This is a genomic window from Chryseobacterium sp. VD8 (genome assembly GCF_037149975.1).
Classification (GTDB): Bacteria; Bacteroidota; Bacteroidia; order Flavobacteriales; family Weeksellaceae; genus Chryseobacterium; species Chryseobacterium indicum.
This window is the reverse complement of the sequence record NZ_JBBCQL010000263.1, coordinates 1-5,721: the sequence shown is the minus strand read 5'-3', so window position 1 is coordinate 5,721 and position 5,721 is coordinate 1. Positions and strand designations below refer to the sequence as shown.

General features: G+C 34.9%; 3 protein-coding genes. All 3 read right to left on the bottom strand.

The genetic code is table 11. The features are described from left to right. Positions 1–3,346, bottom strand: a 3,346-nt coding sequence (locus tag WFK35_RS19855) for a hypothetical protein (RefSeq protein WP_336734151.1), incomplete at its 3' end; no start/stop codon positions are given. Between the two features lie 300 nt (positions 3,347–3,646). Continuing rightward, positions 3,647–4,747, bottom strand: coding sequence for a hypothetical protein (locus WFK35_RS19850; RefSeq protein WP_336734149.1), 1,101 nt, complete (start codon positions 4,745–4,747; stop codon positions 3,647–3,649). A 20-nt stretch (positions 4,748–4,767) separates the two neighbouring features. Beyond that, positions 4,768–5,043, bottom strand: a complete 276-nt coding sequence (locus tag WFK35_RS19845; RefSeq protein ID WP_336734147.1) for a hypothetical protein — start codon at positions 5,041–5,043, stop codon at positions 4,768–4,770. Positions 5,044–5,721 lie beyond the last annotated feature (678 nt).

Sequence of the window (5,721 nt, the reverse complement as noted above, 5' to 3'; positions counted from 1 at the left end):
CTTTGATCTCAACGCCCATCGCTTTTATTTCAGCTAAAGCCTGGTTATACTTATCCATTTCCAGTTCATAGGCTTCAATAATTTTGTTGAAGGTTTTTTGCAACCAAGCATTTTTAGCTTCTTTGGTTAATTCAACATCAATAATAAAATTTGAAGTCCCTGCAAATTCATTAAATCCTGTAGATGATATAGGCACAGATTTTGAATAGGGTTTCGGGAATTTTTTTCTATCAAATACATTTGCTTGTCCCCACATACCCCATTGATGATAATGCAGATCCCCTAAAAGCAAATTCACATTTGAGCCATCTCCATCAGACGCTGCTGAAAAACTTGCTAATCCATATGTTGCAATATATCCATCGGGTATCTGAATCTCATCTTTCATTGTATAAAATTCAATTTCTGAAATATCTTTAGAAGTTTGCCCATTTAAAGATTTACCAATACTAAATGATTCAACAGGTCTTTCATCTATTTCTACACTATATTTACTTAACCAAAATTTCAGCTTTGTTTCATCCTCCAATGAAGAAAAATTTTCTAATTTTTGTACATTAGACTCTCTCGGATCAACAGGTTTTACCAATTGGTTTTCCTGATTTTTGGAAATCGTCATCCCCAGTTTATGCAGTTTTGCCGGCTCAGGAACCATGAATTCAAACATCATACGTTTTCCGTAATTGTAGATTTGATTTTTCACCACCTTATCTACCCAACGGTAAACGCCTACTACGTGGCTGCTTCCTTTCGTATTATCAAAACCATGCTTATTGTTTTCTTCAAACTCTTCGATGATCTTATCAATACGCTCTTCTTTTACTTTGGTCACAATTCTGTCGAGTGCTCTTGCTGTGATATCTTTGGCTTCCGTAACCGCCTGTCTGTTGCTTTCCTCTTTGGAATTGTGGGTAGCGTAATTAGCTCCAACATTTAAACCATACTTATTATCTCCCATTCCCCAACTAGCATTAAATCCTGCCTGCGCTGCAAAATCTTTAGATTCCTGAAGGATTTTGGAAATTTCGCTCTGCATTTCGTGTCTGTCGGTAGAAGTTGTATCAGTGAGCTTTTCTTTCTCAGATTCAGTCGATTTTGTTGTTTGATTTTCGCTTCTTCTGAGTTTTCTTGTAGCTCTTTCCTTATATTCCCTTGCCATGATGTTTTCGATGTGTGCCACATCTCCTTCTACATAGCAATAAGTGGATTGTTCTACTTTTTTATAATCGGTAATTCCAATATTCTTCATTCCAAATCCTGAAGGAATAAATACAGAGCTGTCTATAGTTGTAGTAGAAGTATTGTTGTTATTGTTTGTCTGTTTCAGACATATTCTTCCATCACCCGTTAAGTTGTATGTTTTTGTATTATCATCAATACCTGCCGCCGTATTCGGAACCATCGGAATTTTACAGGTATATACGTTGCCATTACTCAAGGTAAACTCTCCTTCAAGCTGAAGCCCTGTTTTAATAGCATTTGTAATCTGTAGCTTAGGAACAATTCCATCAGTAAAAAGAGAAAGATAATCTCCTCCGTCAATTACTTGCAATTCTGTGGATAACTGTACAATGTTTCCGTTATTATCCATTACTTTAAAGGTTGCGGATACAGAAGAGAACAAATAAGAATTATCAAGTGGAGTCAAACTCAATAACCATTTGTCATAATAATTTCTAAACGATCTTGTTCTTAGTGCTACTGGCAGACAAGTGTTCGTTGTGGTTTCTGATGAACTTTTTAAGGTTAGTATTGAGCTTCCTTTGAAGATAGGCTGATTGATCAAACGATCAACATTTGTTTGATCAGCTGTTAATGTCACATTTAATTTATACTGTTTACCATCAGAAAGAACAACGTTTCCTTGCAAATTAAAACTTTCTGCTCTTAGGGTTTGTGAACCTAAAAGTCTTGGATTAACATCAAGAAGAATATTTGCTCCATTTGCCGTTTGGGAAACAACTGTAGAGCTAATTTCATCTCCATTGATAAGTACTTTATATGTGCCTGAAACGATCCGTTGGCTGTAATTATTTACCACTAATAAAATACTCCATTCCGAAGAGTTTCTGGCAAATGTTTTAACACTGAAGGGAATGTCTGCTGATACTGATTCTCCTACTGGTACAACTATTCCACCTAAGGTTACAAAGGCTTCCTGATTCAGATTTGTATTATTAAATATCGTTTCCTGTAAAGACTGGTTATTCTGTGTAATCGCTGTATTAATCTCATCATAAGTAGAAATTGCGGATAATGCAGCCGAAATACTTGCTGTTCCAAACACTCGGCAAAGTGCCATTTTATCTTCATTTCCAAGAGATCTTTCCAAGACAGAAGCATTAATCTCCGGAGCAAAACCGAAGGTGAATTCCGGAAGCTCGATCTCACTATAGGAGATGTTCATAATTTCATCTTTGATTCTGTGAAGCTCCATATCCAATTCGCTGTTGGCATAGAATTTCTCCGGATCTGCAACACTCAATTGGGTAAGATAATTGATTCTGTTCTCAAGAATCTTTTTTCTGTTATCTGCGGCCGCCGTTTCTTTCTGAAGCTGTTTCTGAAGGGGTTTTACTTCAGCCTGATAATTAGAAAAAGCAATTTTATAAGCGTCATCATATTCTTTCTTATAATTATCCTGTAGTTTCTTCAACGTTGCAGACAGGTTCTCATTCTGCTCAAGCTGCATTGTTGCTTCTGCCATTTTCATACTCTTTTGATCATACATCACTGTTTTGGATGTAGACTGCGGATTTGGTGACGGTACGGTAGAGTTAGGTGCCTTGAAGAGTTCTTTCGGCAATACGACTTTAGCCTTTATTACATCCTGATAGACTTCTTCTGAAAAGTCGTATACAGAAAGGATATGATTAAGATGCAAGAACTGCATAATCGTTTCTTTAGCATAAAAATCTTTTTGAGTTACTACTTGATAAATTAAATTATCCCAGATAATGGAATAGTCAGTAATTACAGCAGGCATATTAGTTGCCAAGTAATCATTGTACTTTTTAATCTTCTGATCGAATTCAGATTTGCTTGCTGTAGCCTTATTTCTCGCCACCCAGACAGCTAATTCATAAAAAGCAGCATAGCCAAGTTTCAGATTTTCTTCAGTAAGCACTGTAAATCCGGAAATATTGCCCGGGTTTTCAAGAAGCTTTTGTAAAGACATTGTTGAATTAACTTTGCTGTCAATAAGGCTGTTCGTACGCGAGTTGGTATCCCTGAATATGAATCTTCTATTGATGTTTTTTGGATCTGAAAGTTCCGGATTTCTTGAAGCAGCAAATCTGAACAAAGTCTGTGAGCTGTTATTTGTATTTAAATTGGTTGTAGACATTTTATTTTCTTTGGTTTTAAAATTAAAGTTGAAACAATCCTTTTTATTAGGTCATTTCGTATATTCAACCCTATTTTTTAAGGTGGTTCCGGCTACGCTATCCACCCTCTTTCTTAATCTTTCTTATCATTGATCATCTTATTTTTAGACATACTTTACCTTGTCCAGCATTTTGTCAATGCCGAATTAAAAGGATTAAAAAAAAAATTGAATGTTTGCTTGTGTTCTTTTTATTATTGAAACAAAGATAATCTGCAATAGCGACAGAACTTGACGCAATAAAAAAATTATCTCTAACTATTACATTTTTTTGAACCTTGTTTCATTATAAAGCAATACCTCCATTTCATCTGTTATGTATAAACTTATCTGCATTTCAGGAGATAATGAATAAGATTTCAAACCTACAACATTCAGATTAACAGAAAATCTGCTTAAGTTGAAAACGACTATAGTTTGCCTTTTGACAAGCTCTCTGATATTCACATCTGTTCCGTCTTTAAAAAGTACATGAACCAAATTCTTTTTACTATTTGCATCATAACTGCCGTTTCCTTCTAAAGAAAATTCATCAGGCTGAATCTTAAGAACGTCATCCTCTAAAATCACCTCTTCCAGGGCAGATGATTTATCAATAGAATTATTCCACTTTTCGATATTATCCGCTGTAAAATCATTAGAACCCCAATGTTTTATCCAATCACTCCAAAACCCGTCCGTTCTGGTTCTGCTTAGAATATTTCCCGTATATCTTTCTGTCTGAATCTGAGAAGCGGAATATATATTTTCTGTTTCAAAATGCAGGAGTGCTCTTTTCCCGTTTTTTGATCCGGAATAATTTCCGGTTCCAAGAGTTCCATTTCCTACAGCGTAAAATCCGGAACGTTCAATATCATTTGCATTTTTTTCGCTACCAAAGAATTCCATGGGTTTTGCACTGAAAAGATATGAAATGCCGTAATTATGTCTAATAAAAGGCATTGTCAGCTGTCCTCCGTAAAACCCAATTCCTACGGCATTATTTTCTCTTTCTGCTTTGTATTCCGGGTTGAAATTATCAGTAGAATATACTTCACTATTGTTAATCAACAGCTTTCCTGACGAGGTTAAATTAAGTACTGCCGATCCATCATTGTTAGTACCAATCGTAAAATTATTCCCAATAGTTCCCAAGCTCCAATTAGTATCTGATGTAAATCCTATTCGTGGATAATATTGTCCACTTCCATAATCCTTATATCCGAACAATAAGTTCTTTCCACCAGGTGTATTTGTAGAAAGAGGTTTTGCATTCGGATCAAATAAACCATCTGCTGTATAAGAATTATAAGCAGTATCAAATCTTTTTTTACCCGTTATATTCTGAACTGTATCTAATGTTACGTAATCCGCAGGGGTCAAATTTGAAAATGCATTGATTTCTACATATGCAGAACCACTCCATCGAAACTGTTTATCTCAGTGGTAATATATATTTTTCCTTTTTCTCCAAGCTGTGGTAATTCTGCGTATTTGCTGAATTCCAACACATCATCTACATAACTAGGTAACTGACCCGCCGGAACTTTACCATTAACTAAATCTGCTTTTTTTCTCCAGTCCGGATGTGCAGGCGGAAAATCTCTGTTAGTGTGCCAATACGACTGCATCCAGTCCCAAAAGTTTTGAGACAGAGTTGTTTTCTCATTTGTTGACATTTTTTTCTTACTTTTGTTTTGGTTTTAAGATTAAAGTTGGGGGCTCTTTTTATTAGAGTTCCTCCATTTTAGCCTTATTTTTTAAGGTGGTGTCCGGCTTGGATATCCACCTTAATTTTTGATATTCAATCTCATCCTTTTCTTTTTACAAATATCGTCCGGCATGGCGACAAAACTCGTCGTATTAAATTGATTTTTAATTATTTTCGATGAAAATTCATAGCTAATTGAAAATCAGAGAGAAAAATTTCTGAAAGATTTTTCGGAAATTTTGAAGAGAAAATTGTCTTATTTTTTAACCTTTTTCAGAAAGAAATGAAAGAATTCTACGAGCTTCTTTTTGCCATTAAAATCAAACTGAAATTTTCATATTTTAACTAAAAATATTCATAAAGGCTTTTACAGATTTCATCACAACAATATTTTATCTTTGCATGTTGGTTTTTTTTGAATGAAATAAATTGGCAGATTAACTTATTTTTAAGCTCTGTAATCAACAGAAAAACTAAAACAAAAATGATATAAAAATGGCACGGGGATTCAGAAAAAAAATTCAGCAGAAAAATACCGAAAACAGTGGTTTTGGCAGCAATCTTTCGGGAAGATTCATTAATAAGGACGGTCTTCCGAATGTCAACAGAAAGGGAGTGAATATTTTCAACAGATACAGTTGGTATC